The sequence below is a fragment of the Tersicoccus solisilvae genome, from assembly GCF_014643255.1.
In the GTDB taxonomy this organism is placed as follows: domain Bacteria; phylum Actinomycetota; class Actinomycetes; order Actinomycetales; family Micrococcaceae; genus Tersicoccus; species Tersicoccus solisilvae.
In genome coordinates this window covers 21,482-39,369 of the sequence record NZ_BMJI01000007.1, presented here as the reverse complement: position 1 = coordinate 39,369, position 17,888 = coordinate 21,482, and the positions used below count along the sequence as shown (strand labels likewise).

The following is a 17,888-nucleotide window of genomic DNA, read 5'->3' as shown; positions in this document are numbered from 1 at the left end:
GCGCCTAAGCTGGAGAGGCGATGGACTACCTTTTCGACAGCTTCACCCCCGGCACGCACCGCGACGCCGCCGCCGAGCGCGGCGGCACGACCGTCGCCGGCTCGCGCGGCGGCCGACCCCGCAGCGGCGGCCATGACGACGGCACTGCCGGCGACCGGTATCACGACGACCACGGACCCGCGGTGCTGCGACCCGACGCCGACCCCGGGCGGTCCGGTGCCCGCGACCCACGCGACTCGCCCCGCGCCCGCGCCCTGCTGGAGGGACTGAACCCCCAGCAGGAGGAGGCGGTCACTCACGCCGGCAGTCCGCTGCTCATCGTCGCGGGCGCCGGCTCCGGCAAGACCCGGGTGCTCACCCACCGGATCGCCTACCTGCTGGCCACCCACCGGGCGCACCCCGGCGAGATCCTCGCCATCACCTTCACCAACAAGGCCGCCGCCGAGATGCGGGACCGGGTCGAGGAGCTGGTCGGTGGCCGGGCGAAGATGATGGGGATCTCCACGTTCCACTCCTCCTGTGTGCGGATCCTGCGCCGGGAGGCCGCGTCCGTCGGGCTGAACTCGAACTTCTCGATCTACGACGCCGCGGACTCGCTGCGGCTGATCACGCTCGTCGCCCGCAACCTCGACCTGGACCCCAAGCGGTTCCCGCCGCGTTCCATCCAGCACCGCATCTCCGCGCTGAAGAACGAGCTGGTCGACGACGAGGAGTTCGCCGGCCGGGCCGACACGACCAACCCCATGGAGTCCGCCGTCGCCGAGGTCTACCGCGGCTACACGCAGCGGCTGCGCCAGGCGAACGCGATGGACTTCGACGACCTGATCGCCCAGACGGTGTACCTGCTGCGCGCGTTCCCGGCGGTCGCGCAGTCCTACCGGCGCCGCTTCCGGCACATCCTCATCGACGAGTACCAGGACACCAACCACGCCCAGTACGCGCTGGTGCGCGAACTCGTGGGGGAGGGCGACGAGGCGGGGGAGCTGACCGTCGTCGGCGACTCCGACCAGTCCATCTACGCCTTCCGCGGCGCCGACGTGCGGAACATCGTCGACTTCGAGCAGGACTACCCGCAGGCGCGCACCATCCTGCTGGAGCAGAACTACCGCTCGACCCAGACGATCCTCTCGGCCGCGAACGCCGTGATCGCCCGCAACCCGGACCGGCCGGAGAAGCGGCTGTGGACCGCCGAGGGCGCCGGCCCCCGGATCATCGGCTACGCCGGCGAGAACGAGCACGAGGAGGCCCGCTTCATCGCCACCGAGATCGACCGCCTCCAGGACGAGGAAGGCCTCCGGCCCGGCGACGTCGCGATCTTCTACCGCACCAACGCCCAGTCCCGCTCGATCGAGGAGATCCTCATGCGGGTGGGCCTGCCGTACAAGGTGGTCGGCGGCACCCGGTTCTACGAGCGCAAGGAGATCAAGGACGCCCTCGCGTACCTGCGCGTGCTCGTCAACCCGGATGACGACGTCAACCTCCGCCGCATCCTCAACGAGCCCAAGCGGGGCATCGGTGACCGGGCCGAGGGCGCCGTGGCGGCCCTGGCCGAACGGGAGCGGATCTCCTTCATGGCCGCCCTGCGCCGGGCCGACGAGGCCCCGGCCATGGCCACCCGCGGGGCGAAGCTCGTCGCCGAGTTCGTCCAGCTGCTCGACGACCTGAGCGAGGTCGCCGCCACGGCCGGGGCGTCCGCGGCGCTGGAGGCGATCTTGGAGCAGACCGGGTACCTCGAGTCGCTGCGCCGCAGCCAGGACCCGCAGGACGAGTCCCGGGTGGAGAACCTGGCCGAGCTGCTCGCCGTCGTGCGCGAGTACGAGCAGGAGAACCCCGAGGGCACGCTCGCCCAGTTCCTCGAGCAGGTCTCCCTCGTCGCCGACGCGGACCAGATCCCCTCCTCCCCGGACTCGGTGGAGGCCGAGGTCGCCGAGGCCAAGCGGCTCGGCGTCGTCACCCTGATGACCCTGCACACCGCCAAGGGCCTCGAGTTCCCCGTCGTGTTCCTCACCGGGCTGGAGCACGGCGTGTTCCCGCACCAGCGGTCCATGACCGACCCCGCCGAGCTGGCCGAGGAGCGCCGGCTCGCCTACGTGGGGCTCACCCGCGCCCGGCGGCGGCTGTACCTCACCCGCGCCGAGTACCGCAGCCTGTGGGGCCAGACCCAGTACTTCCCGGCCAGCCAGTTCCTCGAGGAGGTGCCCGCCGACCTGATCGACTGGAAGCGGCAGGGCTCCACCACGAACGCGCAGCGGCTGGCCGCGACCACGTGGGACGGCGCCGAGAAGGCCGGGTCCTGGTGGGGCGCCGGCACGTCCCGCGGGGGTGCTTCCCGGTCCGCCGCCGGGGGTGTCGGGACCCCGCGCGCCGTCGCCGTCGGCCGCGTGCAGCCCGCCAAGGAGGTCCCGCACCTGACCCCGGGGGACCGGGTGCAGCACACCACGTTCGGGGCGGGCACCGTCGTCAGCGTCGAGGGTGCCGGGGACAAGAGCGTTGCGAAGGTCGCCTTCAGCATGGGGGAGAAGCGGCTGCTCCTGCGCTACGCCCCGCTGACCAAGGTGGGGTGAGTCCGGCGGACGACGGCGTCGACGCCGGCGTGTGAGTCGGATCACGGCGCCTCGTCATCGAGCGGGGCCGTCCCTGCCCGGGCGATACACTGACCGACGGAGCACCCGAGCTCGACCGCTCCACCGCCCCGGTCGCCGGGGGCGCATTCCGCCCAGCTTCGTGCAGGTGACCGGTCCGGACCGCAGACGACTTCGACGTAGAAGGACACTTTCCGTGGACCTGTTTGAATACCAGGCGCGCGATCTCTTCGAGGCACACGGGGTTCCCGTGCTGGCCGGGATCGTGGCGCAGACCGCAGACGAGGCTCAGGCGGCCGCAGAGAAGATCGGCGGGGTCACCGTCGTCAAGGCGCAGGTGAAGGTGGGTGGCCGCGGCAAGGCCGGCGGCGTCAAGGTCGCCAAGACCGCCGACGAGGCCCGGTCCTACGCGGAGCAGATCCTCGGCATGGACATCAAGGGCCACGAGGTCAAGCGGGTCATGATCGCGCAGGGCGCCGACATCGCCGAGGAGTTCTACTTCTCCGTGCTGCTGGACCGCGCGAACCGCAACTACCTGGCCATGTGCTCCGTCGAGGGCGGCATGGAGATCGAGCAGCTCGCCGTGGAGCGGCCCGAGGCCCTCGCCCGCATCGCCGTGGACCCCGCGGTCGGCATCGACGACGCCAAGGCCGCCGAGATCGTCGACGCCGCCGGTTTCGCCGCCGACATCCGCGACCAGGTGATCGCCACCATCACCACGCTGTGGACCGTCTTCACCGAGGAGGACGCGACCCTCGTCGAGGTGAACCCGCTGGTCAAGACCGGCGACGGCAAGATCCTGGCCCTGGACGGCAAGGTCTCCCTCGACGAGAACGCCTCCTTCCGCCACCCGGAGCACGAGGCCCTCGAGGACAAGGCCGCCGCGGACCCGCTGGAGGCCAAGGCCAAGGCCGCCGACCTGAACTACGTCAAGCTCGACGGCGAGGTCGGCATCATCGGCAACGGCGCCGGTCTGGTCATGTCCACCCTCGACGTCGTCGCCTACGCCGGCGAGAAGCACGCGGGCGTCAAGCCGGCCAACTTCCTCGACATCGGCGGCGGCGCCTCGGCCGAGGTGATGGCCGCGGGCCTGGACGTCATCCTGGGTGACCCGCAGGTCAAGAGCGTGTTCGTCAACGTCTTCGGCGGCATCACCGCGTGCGACGCCGTGGCCAACGGCATCGTCAAGGCGCTGCAGATCCTCGGCGACGAGGCCACCAAGCCGCTCGTCGTCCGCCTGGACGGCAACAAGGTCGACGAGGGCCGGAAGATCCTCGACGACGCCGCCCACCCGATGGTCACCCAGGCCGCCACCATGGACGAGGGCGCCGACAAGGCCGCCGAGCTCGCAGCGAAGTAAGGGACGAGAACAACCACCATGTCGATCTTTCTGAACTCCGATTCCACGGTCATCGTCCAGGGCATCACCGGCGGCGAGGGCACCAAGCACACCGCGCTGATGCTCAAGGCCGGCACCAACGTCGTCGGCGGGGTCAACGCCCGCAAGGCCGGCACCACCGTCAGCCACACCGACAAGGACGGCAACGCCGTCGAGCTGCCCGTCTTCGGCTCCGTCGCCGAGGCCATGGAGAAGACCGGGGCCAACACGTCGGTCCTCTTCGTCCCGCCCGCCTTCACCAAGGACGCCGTCATGGAGGCCATCGACGCCGGCATCGGCCTCGCGGTGGTCATCACCGAGGGCGTGCCCGTGCAGGACTCCGCCGAGTTCTGGGCGCACGCCCAGGCCACGACGGACGAGAACGGCCAGCAGCGCACCCGGATCATCGGGCCGAACTGCCCCGGCATCATCACCCCGGGTGAGGCGCTGGCCGGCATCACCCCGGCGAACATCACCGGCAAGGGCGGCGTCGGGCTGGTCTCCAAGTCCGGCACCCTGACCTACCAGATGATGTACGAGCTGCGTGACCTCGGCTTCTCCACCGCCATCGGCATCGGCGGCGACCCGATCGTGGGCACCACCCACATCGACGCCCTCGCCGCGTTCGAGGCGGACCCGGAGACCAGGGCCATCGTGATGATCGGCGAGATCGGCGGCGACGCCGAGGAGCGGGCCGCCGAGTACATCAAGGCCAACGTGACCAAGCCGGTCGTCGGGTACGTCGCCGGCTTCACCGCCCCCGAGGGCAAGACGATGGGTCACGCCGGCGCCATCGTCTCGGGCTCCGCGGGCACCGCCCAGGCGAAGAAGGAGGCCCTCGAGGCGGCCGGCGTCAAGGTCGGGAAGACCCCGTCCGAGACCGCCGCGCTGCTGCGCGAGGTCTACCCCGGCTGATCCGCCGTCTCGAGCGACACCGCACGGCCCGTCCCCGGTTCTGCCGGGGGCGGGCCGTCGTCGTTCCCGGGGGCACTGTCGCGCACCTCCGGGCGGATGACGAAACGTGAACCCGAGCGCTCGCGGGCAGGCCCGGTGCCCGTCTAGCGTGGTCCGAAGAATCATGAGTTCCAGCCCCGTGGCCCTGGCCGGCTGGACGGCAACCCTCGCCGCTGTCGCGGGGTGCCCCAGGTGACGATTCGGCCCGCGCGCCATTGCCGTGGGCAAGGACGGCGGCCCTCGGGTGCGCCCGGATCCCCGAGGGGGAACCCATGTTCCAGGCCAGCAGGAGCGCGCTCACCCGCAAGCGCGTGCTCGGTTCGGCATTCGTCGGCACCACCATCGAGTGGTACGACTTCTATCTCTACGGCACGGCCGCGGCGCTGATCTTCAGCACCCAGTTCTTCCCCCAGGGCTCGTCCCTGGGCGGCATCCTCGCCTCCTTCGCGACCTTCGCGATCGCCTTCGTCGCCCGGCCGCTCGGGGGAATCGTCGCCGGGCACCTGGGCGACCGGATCGGCCGCAAGTCCCTGCTGGTCATCTCGCTGCTGACCATGGGCGTCGCCACCACCGGCATCGGGCTGCTGCCCACGTTCTCCGTCGGCGGCTGGTTCTCGGTGGTCGCCCTGGTCGTCCTGCGCCTGGCCCAGGGCCTGTCCGCCGGTGCCGAGTGGGGCGGCTCCGCCCTGCTTTCGGTCGAGCACGCGCCGGCGGCCCACCGCGGCTTCTTCGGCAGCTTCACCCAGATCGGCTCCGCCGCCGGGATGCTGCTGGCGACGTCGGCGTTCGCCGGTGCGCGCGCCGGCCTCGGCGAGGAGGCGTTCCTCGCGTGGGGCTGGCGGCTGCCGTTCCTCGCCAGCGCGCTGCTGGTCGGCATCGGCCTGTGGATCCGGCTGGGCGTGCGCGACGCCGCCGAGTTCACCCGGCTGCGCGAGACCGAGCAGACGGCCCACGCCCCGGTCCGAGAGGTGCTGCGCCACCACCCCCGGGGCGTGCTCGTCACCATCGGCCAGCGCCTCGTGCAGCCGGCGATCTACTCGATCCTCACCGTCTACACGCTGACCTACGTGACCGCGAAGCGCGGCGACCCCGGCAGCGTGCTCGCCGCGGTGCTGATCTGCTCGGCGCTGGGCCTGCTCTCGGGGCCGTTCTGGGGCTGGCTGTCGGACCGCTGGGGACGACGCCGCATCAGCCTGGTCTCCGCCGTCCTGGCCGGCGTGCTGGTGTGGCCCTACTTCGTGTTCCTGGACGGCGGGCCGCTCGCCCTGCTGCCGCTGGTGTACGTCCTGCTGATGAACGGCCTGCACGACGCGATCTACGGCCCGCAGGCGGCCTGGTTCGCCGAGCAGTTCCCCGTCCACGTGCGCTACAGCGGCGTCAGCCTCGGCTACCAGGTCGGCACCATCCTCTCCGGCGGGCTGACGCCCTTCATCGCGGCGGGACTGCTGGCCCTCGGCGGCAATGCCCCCTGGCTGATCTGCGTGTACATCACCGTACTGGCCGTGGCCAGCGTGATCTCGGCGGCCGCCGCCGCGGACCCGGTCGGCGACGCCCGCCGCGCCGGGACGGCGCCGGACGCCGACGCTCCGACCGACGCGGCGGCCGTCCCGGCGGCCGCCTCCGAGACGAAGGGATACAGCCGTGTCTGATCCGACCAGGGGCGCGCGCCGCCCGATCCTGCTCAGCGCCTTCGACATGCCGACCCCGGTGCACCAGAGCCCCGGCCTGTGGCGCCACCCGGAGGACCGCAGCGCCGAATACACCGACATCGACTACTGGGTGCAGCTGGCCCGGACCCTGGAGCAGGGCGGCTTCCACAACCTGTTCTTCGCCGACGTGCTCGGTCAGTACGACGTGTACCGGGACAGCGCCGAGGAGGCCGTCCGCGGGGGCGTGCAGTTCCCGCTGCTCGACCCGACCGTGCTGGTACCCGCTCTCGCCCAGGCCACCACGCGGCTCGGCTTCGGCGTCACCGCGTCGACCGGCTATGAGCATCCGTACCTGCTGGCGCGGCGCCTGAGCACCCTGGACCACGTGACCCGCGGCCGGCTGGCCTGGAACATCGTCACCTCCTACCAGGACTCGGCGGCCCGGAACCTGGGGCTGGACCGGCAGCTGGGTCACGACGCGCGGTACGAGCGGGCCGAGGAGTACCTCGACGTGCTCTACCGGCTGTGGGAGGGCAGCTTCGACGACGGCGCGATTCGCCGCGACCGCGAGGCCGGGGTCTACACCGACCCGGCGGGCGTGCACGGCGCCGGACACCACGGCGAGGCGTTCACGGTCCCGGGACCGGCGCTGGTGGAGCCCTCACCGCAGCGCACGCCGTTCCTCTTCCAGGCCGGGGCCTCCCGCGGGCAGCGGTTCGCCGCGCGGCACGCGGAGGCGATCTTCCTCATCGGGCACACCCCGGAGGTGGTGGCCCGGTGGGTGCGCACCATCCGGCGGGAGGTCGCCGACGCGGGCCGGGATCCCCGCGCGGTGAAGATCCTCGCCGGCGTCACCGTGGTGGCCGACCGCACCGACGAGGCCGCCCGGGAGCGGCTGGAGAGCTACCGGCCCTGGGTGGACGTCGACGCCGCGCTGGCGCTCTTCGCCGGCTGGACCGGGGTCGACCTGTCGACGGCCGACCCGGACGCCCCGCTGACGCATGCCGTCACCGACGCCAACCAGTCCGCGCTCGCCGCCTTCACGACGCTGGACGAGGGCGCCCGCTGGACCCCGCGCCGGCTCGCCGAGTTCGTCGGGATCGGTGGCCGCGGCCCGGTTCTCACCGGGTCCGGCGCCACGGTGGCCGACGAACTGGAGCGGTGGGTCGCGGAGGCCGACGTCGACGGGTTCAACGTCATCTCGGCGGTCCGGCCCGCGGACACGGAATCCTTCGTGCGCCGGGTCAGCCCGGAGCTGTTCCGCCGCGGCCTGCTGGAGCCGGCGCGTGCCGGGGCGACGCTGCGCGAGACGCTCTCCGGCGCCGGTCCCGCGCTGCCCGCCGACCACCACGGGGCCGGCTTCCGGCGCGCGCGGGTCTGAGGCGGCGCCGTCCCGACGACGGAGGGCGGTCACCCCGCGGGGTGACCGCCCTCCGTCGTCGGGACAAGACAGTCGTCGCGCCAGGACAGCAGGGCCGCGCGCTCAGTCCCGCTGCCAGGGGAACCGGAACCGCCGCCCGTTGCCGGCGGCATAGATCGGCTCGCCCCCGGCGGTGGCGTCGACCGCCGGGATCGACCCCGTGTCCGGCGAATCCGACCGGCGGGTCACCAGGTCGAACTTCTGGTGTCCGTGCTCCTCGACCGCATCGCGGATCGTCCGCCGCATGATCGACTCGGAGAGCTGCCGGCGCAGCCAGATCGGGTCCTTCTGCAGATCCTTCACCAACGCCACGCAGAGCAGGATCATCACGATCACGAAGGGCAACGAGGACACGATCGTGATGTTCTGCAGACCGGTCAGGGCCTCGTCGGGCTTGTCCCCGCCGGCCAGCAGCATGACCGCCGCGACGGCGCCCATCAGCACGCCCCAGAACACGACGAGCGGCTTCTTCGGTTCCATGGTGCCGTTGGAGGACAGCGACCCCATGACGATCGACGCGGAATCCGCACCCGTGACGAAGAAGATCGCGGTCAGGATCATCGCGAGGACCACCAGGGCCCCGAGCAGCCAGGGCTGCAGGTTGAGGTTCTGGAACATCACGTAGATCGTCGAACTGGAATCGCTGATCGCCTCGGCCAGACCGCCGTCGGGGTTCTGCTGCAGCTGGAAGATCGCCGTTCCGCCGAAGATCGCGAACCAGATCACCGAGATCACCGACGGCACGAGCAGCACCCCGGTGACGAACTGCCGGATGGTGCGGCCCCGGCTGATGCGGGCGATGAACAGCCCGACGAAGGGCGTCCACGAGATCCACCACGCCCAGTAGAAGATGGTCCAGCCCGAGAGCCAGGCGGCCATCCCGTCGCCCCCGGTGGCGGAGGTCCGCGACGCCATCTCGGCCAGATCCCTGAAGTAGTCGCCGACCGCCGCGGGGATGAGGTTGAGGATGAACATCGTCGGGCCCACCACGAAGATGAAGACCGCCAGGATGACGGCCAGCACCGAGTTGGTGTTGGCCAGCCACTGGATGCCGCGCTCGATGCCGGACACCGCGGACGCCACGAAGGCGGCGGTCAGCAGGGCGATGATGAGCACGAGCACCGGGGTGGCGCTCTCGCCGATCACGCCGTTGAACTGCAGGCCGGCACCGATCTGCAGGGCGCCCAGGCCCAGGGAGGCGGCCGACCCGAACAGGGTCGCGAAGATCGCGAGCATGTTGATGACCTTGCCGCCCCAGCCGTCGACGCCGCGGCGGCCGAACAGCGGCACGAAGGCCTCCGAGAGCAGGTTCTTCCGGCCGAGCCGGAACGTGCTGTACGCGATGGCGATGCCGACGACGGCGTAGATCGCCCACGGGTGCAGCGTCCAGTGGAACAGGGACGTGGCCATTGCGGTCTGGATCGCTTCGGGGGTCTGCCCGTCGACGGTGCCCGGCGGGGGCGTGACGAAGTGGGTCAGCGGCTCGGCCACGCCGAAGAACATCAGGCCGATGCCCATGCCGCAGGCGAACATCATGGAGATCCAGGACCCGGTCCGGAACTCCGGCGCCTCGCCGTCCCGGCCCAGCGGGATCCGGCCGTACCGGCCCAGTGCCAGCCACAGGACGAAGACGACGAACAGGGAGGCCACCAGCACATAAAGCCAGCCGGCCGAGTCGAGCACCCAGGTCAGCGCGCCCGAGGCGACGGTGGACAGGCTCGTCGGGCTCAGGAAGCCCCAGACGACCAGCCCGAGGACGATGGCGCCGACGATCCCGATGATCCACGGATCGAGCCGGCCCACCTCCTCCCCGTTGGCGAAGCCGCGGCGCGCGTCGCGGCGCGTCTGCCGCAGGGAGTCGAGCAGATCCGTCTCCTGCTCGGCGCCCGCCTCGGAACTGTCCTGCAGAACCGGGGGGATGTCGTCCGGCGGGGCGTCACCGGGCGGTGACGTCGTCTTGTCGTGGTCGATACTCATGGAGGTTTCCTCTCCGGGGCGGGGCCTGCGACACCGACCTCACCCGTGCTTCTCGGTTTCGTGACGTCGTTCGACGTTACGCCCCGGGGGTCTCAGCGGCTCAATCCGGGGGGAAGATTGGGTGCCTCCGCTGACTCCTCGACCATCACGACGCCGTCCACCACCTCGACGCGGTGGGTGCGGACGGGGCGTTTCGCGGGAGGCGCGTCGACCTCACCGGTGCGCAGATCGAACCGGGACGCGTGCAGCGGGCACTCGACCTCGCATCCCTCCAGCCAGCCGTCCGCCAGCGACGCGTCCTGGTGGGTGCAGGTGTCGTCGATGGCGAAGACCTCGCCGTCGTCGGTCCGGAACACGGCGATGGGTGGGTCGGTCTCCAGCCGCAGCGACTCGCCCGGGGGAAGGTCGTCCAGTGGGCAGGCACGGTGCACGATGACTCCCTTTCCCCGGCGCGGACGGACGCCCGGTGGTCCGTCCAGCATCCGCGCCCGGGGAAGGCACCGTCAACCCCTGCCGTGTAAGGGCGAGATGACAGATATACAAGATCGCGGAAACATCAATTTTACTTGTCCCGAATGCTTGACACCCTCCGGCGCTCACCGGCACGCTGGACCGCATCGGCAGCCGGCGACCTCGACGGTCGTTCTCGTCGATTCCGGTCACCAGCGGCGCGAAGGTAGGGCGTTTGCACTCGATCATCATCGTGGGAGCCTCCCTGGCGGGCCTGAGCGCCGCCCGCGCCCTGCGGGCCGGGGGGTTCGCCGGGGACCTGACCGTCGTCGGGGCGGAGCAGCACCGACCGTACGACCGGCCCCCGCTGACGAAGGACTATCTGCGGGGGAGCTGCTCGACGGCGGACCTCGCCCTCGAGACGGACGACGACCTGGACGCGCGGTGGCTGCTCGGCGCCCCGGCCACCTCCCTCGATGCCCGGTCCCGCCGGGTGGGGCTGGCCGACGGGCGCACGATCGCCGCCGACGGCGTGGTCCTGGCGACCGGAGCCGATGCCGTGCCGCACCCGCTCGTGCCGGTCGGGCCCACCGTGCACACTCTGCGCACCGTGACCGACGCCGAGCGGCTGCGCGCGGACCTGGGCCCCGGCCGCCGGCTCGTGATCGTCGGGGCCGGGTTCATCGGCACGGAGATCGCCGCGAGCGCGGTCGCCCTCGGCGCCGACGTCACGCTCCTCGCCCAGGACGCGGTGCCGTTGCGGCGGCAGCTCGGGGCGCCGATCGGGGACTTCCTCGCCGCGGAGCACCGTGCGCACGGGGTGCGGGTGATCGCGCCGACGCGCGTCGTGGACGTCGACCGGGACGCCGGAGGCACGACCGCCACCGCGCTCCGGCTCGCCGACGGCACCGTGCTGCCCGCCGACGTGGTCGTCGTCGGCATCGGGTCGCGGGCGGCCACCGGGTGGCTGGCGGGCTCGGGGCTGCGGCTCGCGGCGGACGGCGGTGTGCTCTGCGACGCGACCGGCCGGGCTCTGCACGGGCGCGGTGGTGGCGCCGTCGCCGGCGCCCGAGACGAGATGGAGGCCGGCGTCGCGCCCGGCGTCGTCGCCGTGGGCGACTGCGCCGCCTGGTGGGACGGGTACCGCGGCGTCCACCACCGGCTGGAGCACTGGACCGGCGCCGTCGAGCGGGCCGGCGTCGTCGCCGACGTGCTGCTCGCCGCGCCCGGCCGCAGCGCGCGGGCCCCCTACTTCTGGTCCGATCAGTACGATCTGCGGCTGCAGGTCGCCGGCGTCGTCGCCGGGCACGACGAGCTGCGCATCGAGGAGGGCGGTCTCGCCGACCGCTCCTTCCTCGCCCGGTACTACCGCGCCGGCGAACCCGTGGCCGTGCTCGGGGTCAATCAGCCCAAGCTGTTCACCCGGGCTCGACGCGCCCTCGGCGCCGGTCCCACCGCCGACCCGGCGAGCCGGGCCGCCGCGACCACCAGCAACGTCGTCGCCGGCACGGGCACCGCGCTCGCCTCCTGAGCCCGCCCACCGCCGGCTCCGGCGTCCGTTCCGCCCGGCGCCCGCGACCGTGTCCCTTCCCCGCCACCCCATCCCCACCCTCACCCCCGTGGAGGACCGCATGAACCCCCTGGCCCGGATCTCCGAGAGCCTCATCCCCACGCTGCCGGGCCACACGTACGTGGATCCGGCCGTCTTCGCCGCGGAGCAGGACCGCATCCTCGAACGGATGTGGTTCTGCGCCGTCCGCGCCGACGACCTGGACAAGCCGGGCGCCTGGCGGACCGTGACCATCGGCCGGGAGTCCGTCATCGTCACCCGCAACCGGAGGATGGAGCTGCGGGCGTACTACAACATCTGCCGGCACCGCGGGGTCAAGCTCTGTATGGAGGAGTCCGGTGAGACGACCCGGGCGTTCCAGTGCCCGTATCACGCGTGGACCTACGACCTGGACGGCAAGCTGATCGCCGCGCCGAACCTGACGAAGATGCCCGACATCGACCGGCAGGTGTACGGGCTGGTGCACGTGGCCGTCCGGGAATACCTCGGGTACGTGTGGCTCTGCCTGGCCGAGGAGCCGCCGTCGTTCGAGGAGGACGTCGTCGGCGCCATCGAGGAGCGGCTCGGCGACGCGCACGCCATCGACGGCTACGACATCGCGCACCTGAGCCTGGGCCGGCGCATCGTCTACGACGTGGCGGCCAACTGGAAGCTCATCATCGAGAACTTCATGGAGTGCTACCACTGCGCCACCATCCACCCGGAGCTGACCGAGGTGCTCCCGGAGTTCGCCGACGGGCTGGCCGCGCAGTACTTCGTCGGCCACGGCGCCGAGTTCGGCGGCGACGTGCAGGGGTTCACCATCGACGGGTCGGCGGGCGTCGACAAGCTGCCCGGGGTCGACGACGACCACGACCGGCGGTACTACGCCGTCACCATCAAGCCGACGGTGTTCGTCAACCTCGTGCCCGACCACGTCATCATCCACCGGATGTTCCCGCTCGCCGTCGACCACACCGTCGTCGAGTGCGACTGGCTGTACCTCCCGTCGGTCGTCGAGTCCGGGAAGGACCTGGCCGCCTCCGTCGAGCTGTTCCACCGGGTCAACCAGCAGGACTTCGACGCGTGCGAGCGCTGTCAGCCGGCGATGGGCTCGCGGATCTACGCGCAGGGCGGGGTCCTCGTGCCGAGCGAGCACCACATCGGCGCCTTCCACGACTGGGTCCTGGAGCGGCTCGCCGGTCTCGATCCGGTGGAGGGATCGCGATGAGTCCGGGCGGCGCCCCCGCGCGCGGGAAGCGGGTCGTCATCATCGGCGCGGGCATCGTCGGGGCCAACCTGGCCGACGAGCTGGCCGCCCGCGGCTGGACCGACGTGACCGTCGTCGACCAGGGGCCGCTGCCACTGACGGGCGGGTCCACCTCGCACGCCCCGGGCCTCGTCTTCCAGATCAACACGTCGCGGACCATGACGAAGCTCGCCGCCTACACCGTGGAGAAACTGACCGAGCTGGACGCGTTCACCCCGGTCGGCGGCATCGAGGTCGCCACCACGCCCGAGCGGCTGGCCGAGCTGCACCGCAAGCTCGGCTGGAGCCGGTCCTGGGGCATCGAGGCCGCCCTCGTGGACCCGGCGGAGGCCGCGCGCCGGTTCCCCCTGCTCGACGCGGACCGGGTGCTCGGCGCCCTGCACATCCCCTCGGACGGGCTCGCGTCGGCGGTGCGGGCGGTCGACGCCCTGATCACCCGGGCCGGCGCCCGCGGCGTCCGGTTCGTCGGCGGGACCCGGGTGACCGGCGTCGACGTGCGGGACGGCCGGGTGCGCGGCGTACGGGTGTCATCCCGTGAGGCGGGGCCCGGAGCCGCCGAGGACACCCTCGGCGCCGACGTGGTCGTCTCCTGCGCCGGCTTCTGGGGACCGCAGGTCGGCGACCTCGCCGGCGTCGACGTCCCGCTGCTGCCCATGGCGCACCAGTACGCCACCACGACGGCGTTGCCGGAACTGGCCGCGGTGGCGCGGCCCACCGGCGTGGACGCCGCGCTGCCGATGCTGCGGCACCAGGACCGCGACCTCTACTACCGGCAGCTCGGGGATCGCCTCGGCATCGGCAGCTACGCGCACCGGCCGATGCCCGTGGACCCGGCGGACATCGCCCGCACCGACCCCGCCGCCGTCACCCCCCGGGCGATGCCGTCCCGGCTGGACTTCACCCCCGAGGACTTCGAGCCGTCGTGGAAGGAGAGCGTGCAGCTGCTGCCCGCCCTGGGCGGGGCCGAGGTGGCGGACGGGTTCAACGGCATCTTCTCGTTCACGCCCGACGGAGGGTCGCTGGTGGGGGAGTCGGCGCAGGTGCGCGGCTTCTGGGTGGCCGAGGCCGTGTGGGTGACCCACTCGGCCGGCGTCGCCCGCTCGGTCGCGCAGCTGCTCGTCGACGAGCACCCGGAGATCGACCTGCACGAACTGGACCTCGCCCGGTTCGAGTCGGTTCAGCGGGACCCCGCGTACGTGCGGGAGACCTCGGCGCAGAACTTCGTCGAGGTGTACGACATCATCCACCCCCTGCAGCCCCGGCTCTCCCCGCGCGACCTGCGCCTGTCCCCGTTCCACCCCCGCCAGGTGGAGCTCGGCGCTTTCTTCCTCGAGGCGGGCGGCTGGGAACGGCCGCACTGGTACGAGGCCAACGCCCCCCTCGTCGACGCCCTCCCGGCGGCGTGGGCGCCGCGGGCGCGGGACCCGTGGGCGGCGCGCTTCCACTCGCCGATCGCCGCGGCGGAGGCCCACGCGACCCGCACGTCGCTCGCGATGTACGACATGACCCCCCTGAAGCGGGTCGAGGTGGCCGGGCCGGGCGCGCTGCCCCTGCTGCAGCACCTGACCAGCGGCAAGCTGGACAAGCCCGTCGGCGCGGTCACCTACTGCCTGGCGCTCGACGTCGCCGGCGGCATCCGCTCCGACCTGACCGTCGCCCGGATCGAGGACGAGCTGTTCCAGGTGGGCGCCAACGGCGGCATCGACGTCGACCTGCTGGTCAAGGCCGCGGCCGAAGCCCTGGCCGCCGGCGGTGCGCCGGTGACGGTCACCGACACCACCGACACGACCTGCTGCATCGGCTTCTGGGGTCCGAACGCCCGCGCGGCGCTGTCCCGTCTGACCGACGCCGATCTGACGAACGAGGGCATGCGGTACTTCCGCGGCGCGACCATCGAGATCGCCGGTATCCGGGTCCGGGCACTGCGCCTGTCCTACGTCGGGGAGCTCGGGTGGGAGCTGTACGCGGCGGCCGAGGACGGGCCGGCCCTGTGGGACGCGCTGTGGGAGGCGGGCCGGCCGTACGGCGTCGTCGCCGCCGGCCGCGCGGCGTTCAACGCGCTGCGCCTGGAAAAGGGGTACCGCTCGTGGGGCACGGACATGACCACCGAGCACGGCCCGGAGGCGGCCGGTCTCGGTTTCGCGCTCAGTCCCACCACGACGGTGGACTACGTGGGCCGGGCGGCCGCAGCGCATCGGTCCGACCCGTGCCGGCTCACGTGCCTGACGGTCGACGACGGGCTGAGCGTGCCGCTGGGGAAGGAGCCCGTGCTGGTCGGGGACCGGCCGGCCGGGTACGTGACCAGCGCCGCGTTCGGCTTCACCGTCGGGCGGCCGGTGGCCTACGCCTGGCTGCCGGCCGGGCTGGACGTGGGCGACCCGGTGACCATCGAGTACTTCGGGCGGCCCGTGGCCGCGACCGTCGCCGCGGAGCCGCTCGTGGACCCGGCGGGGGAGCGGGTGCGCGGCTGAGGGCAGGCCCTTTCAGAGCGAGGCGCGCACCAGGGTCTCGAAGTGCGTGACGTGCTCCTCGGCGAGCCGGCCGGCGGTCTCGCCGTCGCCGTCGAGGATGGCGTGCAGCAGGTCCGCGTGCTCGGCGACGTTCGCGTGCATCGGCGGGATCCGGTCCAGGACGTAGTTCCAGAGCCGCAGGGCGACGTCGAAGTAGTGGCCGAGGGTGTCCTCGAGGTAGGGGTTGCGCATCACGGCCCAGATCACCTGGTGCACCTCCCGGTCGAACGCCATCGCCTGCGCGGGCGGCACCTGCGCCGCGGCGGGGATCCGCTCGAGCAGGTCGGCGAAGCGCGCCCGGTCGGCCTCCCCGAGGCGACCGGCCGCGGTACGGGCGGCGTAGGCCTCCATCACCCGGCGGGCGTCGGAGATGGCGCGCAGGTCGAGCAGGCTGACCTCGGTGACGATGGTGCCGCGGCGCGGGTAGACCTGCACCATCCGCTCGGCCTCGAGACGCTTGACCGCCTCCCGCATCGGGGTCCGGCCGACGCCGAGTTCGCCCCGGAGGCCGTCCTCGTCGAGGGCGGTCCCGGGCGGCAGGCGCAGGTCGATGATGCGGGCGCGCAGTTCACGGTACGCGTGCTCGGCCATGGATCCGGCCGACGGCGACGAGGGCATCCGGACTCCGCTCGGACTCGACGGGCATCGATACAGAAGTCCACCGTACGCTGATATGTCTGTCCGCCGGTCCGCTGCCGGACGGCACTGCGGCTGTGGGGCCGCGATGGCGGCGACCCGCATGCGTCGAGTGGGCGGTGGGTGCGGCCGTGGGGTGGTCGGTGACGCAGCGTTCGTCCACTCGGCGAGGGTGTCGCGTCGAGTGGGCGGTAGGTGCGGCGGTGGGGTGGTCGGTGACGCAGCGTCCGTCCACTCGGCGAGGAATCGACCGGACCGGCGAGGCTGGGCGAACAGGGGCGACCCGCGAACGCGCCGCCGGACCGGCGCAGCGGCCTCAGACGCCGGCGGCGCCGAAGAGCAGGCCCAGCAGGTACGTCACCAGGGCCGCGCCGTAGCCGATGCCCAGCTGCCGCAGTCCCCGCAGCAGGGGCGAGGCCCCGGAGAGCAGGCCGGTGATGCTCCCGGTGACCAGCAGCGCCAGGCCGACGAGCACCGCCGAGACGACCAGGGCGGTCAGCCCCGAGAGGCCGGCGAGGTAGGGCAGGATCGGGATCAGCGCGCCGGTGCCGAACAGGAAGAACGACGACGTGGCCGCGGACCACGCGGAACCGAGAGCCTGCAGGTCCTCCGTCGGCAGGTGTGCCGGGTGGGCGGACCGCGAGGGGTCGCAGTCGCAGGCGTGCGCACCGAGCCGCTCGGCGGCGCGGTGCCGCGCGTCCTCGGCGCTCATCCCGCGGGCACGGTAGACCAGCTCGAGCTCGTTGGCGTCGATGTCGAGGTACGGGGCGGCCTCGAGGGTGATCTGGGTCGGCCGGGACGCCAGCAGCAGCTCCCGCTGCGACTTGACGGACACGTACTCGCCCGCGGCCATGGACAGCGCTCCAGCGAGCAGGCCGGCGACGCCGGTGGCGAGGATCACGCCGTTGCCGACGCCCGTCGCACCGATGCCCATGATCAGCGCGAGGTTGGACACCAGGCCGTCGTTCATCCCGAAGACGGCGGCGCGGAAGGAACCGGAGAGCTTGGCGCGACCGCGCGTGGCCAGCGCCCGGACCACCTCGCCGTGGACCTTCTCGTCGGCGGCCATGGTGTCGGTGGCGTGCTTGTCCGACTCGTAGGGGGACCGCGCCTCGGCGTTCTGCACGAGCGCGAGGACGAAGACCAGCCCGAGGTGGCGGGCGAGGAAGCCGAGCAGCCGGGACCGCAGCGACGGCCGCACCCGGTGTCCCGCCCGGTCGCCCAGCAGGGTGGCCCAGTGGTCGGCGTGCCGCTGCTCCGCGCTGGAGAGGCCGAGCAGGATGGCGCGTTCCTCGCCCTGCCGGCGAGCGGCCAGGTCCCGGTACAGCGCACCCTCGGCCCGCTCCTCGGCCAGATACCGGCGCCAGCGCCGGACGTCGCGCGCGGTGGCCTGCTCGGTCGGGAGCCGATCGCTGCGGGAGGCGGCGGACGGGCGGGGAGCGGGTTTCGGCACCGCAGAATTCTACGCGCGCGCTCCCGTCCGCGGCCGGTGTTGTGGCCGACGTCATGCCGG

Annotated in this window: 12 protein-coding genes and 1 riboswitch; of the genes, 8 read left to right on the top strand and 4 right to left on the bottom strand. The window is 72.5% G+C overall.

All coding sequences use genetic code 11. The features are described 5' to 3' along the window. Positions 1 to 20 precede the first annotated feature (20 nt). The 5 genes from pcrA (at position 21) to IEX22_RS07755 (ending at position 7,944) form a co-directional block, all read left to right on the top strand. On the top strand, positions 21 to 2,564 hold the full coding sequence (gene pcrA / locus IEX22_RS07775; RefSeq protein ID WP_188667775.1) for a DNA helicase PcrA: 2,544 nt from the start codon (positions 21 to 23) through the stop codon (positions 2,562 to 2,564). Between the two features lie 214 nt (positions 2,565 to 2,778). Further along, positions 2,779 to 3,942 (top strand): ADP-forming succinate--CoA ligase subunit beta, encoded by a 1,164-nt coding sequence (gene sucC / locus IEX22_RS07770; RefSeq protein WP_188667774.1) that lies wholly within the window; start codon positions 2,779 to 2,781, stop codon positions 3,940 to 3,942. Positions 3,943 to 3,960: 18 nt separating this feature from the next. Then, positions 3,961 to 4,875: a succinate--CoA ligase subunit alpha gene (gene sucD, locus IEX22_RS07765; RefSeq protein ID WP_188667773.1), complete on the top strand. Its 915-nt coding sequence runs from the start codon at positions 3,961 to 3,963 to the stop codon at positions 4,873 to 4,875. A 159-nt stretch (positions 4,876 to 5,034) separates the two neighbouring features. Then, positions 5,035 to 5,151: riboswitch (SAM riboswitch) on the top strand. A gap of 35 nt (positions 5,152 to 5,186) precedes the next feature. Beyond that, positions 5,187 to 6,563: an MFS transporter gene (locus IEX22_RS07760; RefSeq protein WP_188667772.1), complete on the top strand. Its 1,377-nt coding sequence runs from the start codon at positions 5,187 to 5,189 to the stop codon at positions 6,561 to 6,563. Positions 6,564 to 6,609: 46 nt separating this feature from the next. Then, complete coding sequence (locus IEX22_RS07755) at positions 6,610 to 7,944, top strand: LLM class flavin-dependent oxidoreductase (protein WP_188667844.1); 1,335 nt, start codon at positions 6,610 to 6,612, stop codon at positions 7,942 to 7,944. A 102-nt stretch (positions 7,945 to 8,046) separates the two neighbouring features. Here the strand turns inward: IEX22_RS07755 and IEX22_RS07750 are convergent, their stop codons facing one another. Both IEX22_RS07750 and IEX22_RS07745 read right to left on the bottom strand, forming a co-directional pair. Next, on the bottom strand, positions 8,047 to 9,960 hold the full coding sequence (locus tag IEX22_RS07750; RefSeq protein ID WP_188667771.1) for a BCCT family transporter: 1,914 nt from the start codon (positions 9,958 to 9,960) through the stop codon (positions 8,047 to 8,049). A gap of 92 nt (positions 9,961 to 10,052) precedes the next feature. After that, positions 10,053 to 10,391 carry a bifunctional 3-phenylpropionate/cinnamic acid dioxygenase ferredoxin subunit gene (locus IEX22_RS07745; protein WP_229659857.1) on the bottom strand — a complete coding sequence of 113 codons (339 nt, stop codon included), beginning with the start codon at positions 10,389 to 10,391 and terminating at the stop codon, positions 10,053 to 10,055. Positions 10,392 to 10,645: 254 nt separating this feature from the next. On the opposite strand from IEX22_RS07745, the gene IEX22_RS07740 reads away from it, so the two are divergent. The 3 genes from IEX22_RS07740 (at position 10,646) to IEX22_RS07730 (ending at position 15,700) form a co-directional block, all read left to right on the top strand. After that, on the top strand, positions 10,646 to 11,941 hold the full coding sequence (locus tag IEX22_RS07740; protein WP_188667770.1) for an NAD(P)/FAD-dependent oxidoreductase: 1,296 nt from the start codon (positions 10,646 to 10,648) through the stop codon (positions 11,939 to 11,941). 100 nt (positions 11,942 to 12,041) lie between these two features. After that, positions 12,042 to 13,190, top strand: a complete 1,149-nt coding sequence (locus IEX22_RS07735) for an aromatic ring-hydroxylating oxygenase subunit alpha (protein ID WP_188667842.1) — start codon at positions 12,042 to 12,044, stop codon at positions 13,188 to 13,190. Continuing rightward, on the top strand, positions 13,187 to 15,700 hold the full coding sequence (locus tag IEX22_RS07730) for a GcvT family protein (RefSeq protein WP_188667769.1): 2,514 nt from the start codon (positions 13,187 to 13,189) through the stop codon (positions 15,698 to 15,700). Before IEX22_RS07735 ends, IEX22_RS07730 begins: the two co-directional genes overlap by 4 nt. 12 nt (positions 15,701 to 15,712) lie before the next feature. Here the strand turns inward: IEX22_RS07730 and IEX22_RS07725 are convergent, their stop codons facing one another. Both IEX22_RS07725 and IEX22_RS07720 read right to left on the bottom strand, forming a co-directional pair. Continuing rightward, positions 15,713 to 16,357, bottom strand: a complete 645-nt coding sequence (locus tag IEX22_RS07725) for a GntR family transcriptional regulator (protein ID WP_188667768.1) — start codon at positions 16,355 to 16,357, stop codon at positions 15,713 to 15,715. Positions 16,358 to 16,691: 334 nt separating this feature from the next. Beyond that, a complete protein-coding gene (locus IEX22_RS07720; protein ID WP_188667767.1) occupies positions 16,692 to 17,828 on the bottom strand; it encodes a VIT1/CCC1 transporter family protein in 1,137 nt (378 codons plus the stop codon). Positions 17,829 to 17,888 lie beyond the last annotated feature (60 nt).